The 1,010-nt window shown below is 55.4% G+C and carries 1 protein-coding gene; it reads left to right on the forward strand.

The window, feature by feature from the left end:
• The coding region (gene tuf, locus M2418_RS25680; RefSeq protein WP_259149880.1) for an elongation factor Tu at positions 1-1,010 on the forward strand (1,010 nt) is incomplete at both ends.

Consider the following 1,010-nt stretch of genomic DNA (forward strand, 5'->3'; position numbering starts at 1 on the left):
GCTCCTGAAGAAAAGGCTCGTGGTATCACCATTTCGACAGCCCACGTTGAGTATGAGACGCCTAACCGTCACTACGCACACGTTGACTGCCCCGGCCACGCCGACTACGTGAAGAACATGATCACCGGTGCTGCCCAGATGGACGGCGCGATCCTGGTTTGCTCGGCTGCTGACGGCCCAATGCCACAGACCCGCGAGCACATCCTGCTTGCTCGTCAGGTTGGCGTTCCTGCTCTGGTCGTGTTCCTCAACAAGGTTGACCAGGTCGACGACGAAGAACTGCTCGAGCTCGTAGAAATGGAAGTTCGTGAACTTCTTTCTTCCTACGACTTCCCAGGCGACGACGTTCCTGTTGTTAAGGGTTCGGCTCTTGCTGCTCTTAACGATTCTGACAAGAAGATCGGTGAAGACGCTATTCGTGAGCTGATGGCTCAGGTTGACGCCTACATCCCAACACCAGAGCGTCCAATCGACCAGCCGTTCCTGATGCCAATCGAAGACGTGTTCTCGATCTCTGGCCGTGGTACTGTTGTTACCGGTCGCGTTGAGCGCGGTATCGTCAAGGTTGGTGAAGAAGTTGAAATCGTCGGCATCAAGGCGACGTCTAAGACGACTGTTACCGGCGTTGAAATGTTCCGCAAGCTGCTCGATCAGGGCCAGGCTGGCGACAACATCGGTGCACTGGTTCGCGGCGTTACCCGTGACGGCGTTGAGCGTGGTCAGATCCTTTGCAAGCCAGGTTCTGTTAAGCCTCACAAGAAGTTCATGGCAGAAGCCTACATCCTGACAAAGGAAGAAGGCGGCCGTCATACACCGTTCTTCACGAACTACCGTCCTCAGTTCTACTTCCGTACAACTGACGTTACCGGTATCGTTTCGCTGCCAGAAGGCACGGAAATGGTTATGCCAGGCGACAACGTTACCGTTGAAGTCGAACTGATCGTTCCAATCGCGATGGAAGAAAAGCTGCGCTTCGCTATCCGCGAAGGCGGCCGTACCGTCGGCGCTGG

This window comes from Rhizobium sp. BIGb0125 (genome assembly GCF_024810055.1).
GTDB lineage: Bacteria > Pseudomonadota > Alphaproteobacteria > Rhizobiales > Rhizobiaceae > Agrobacterium.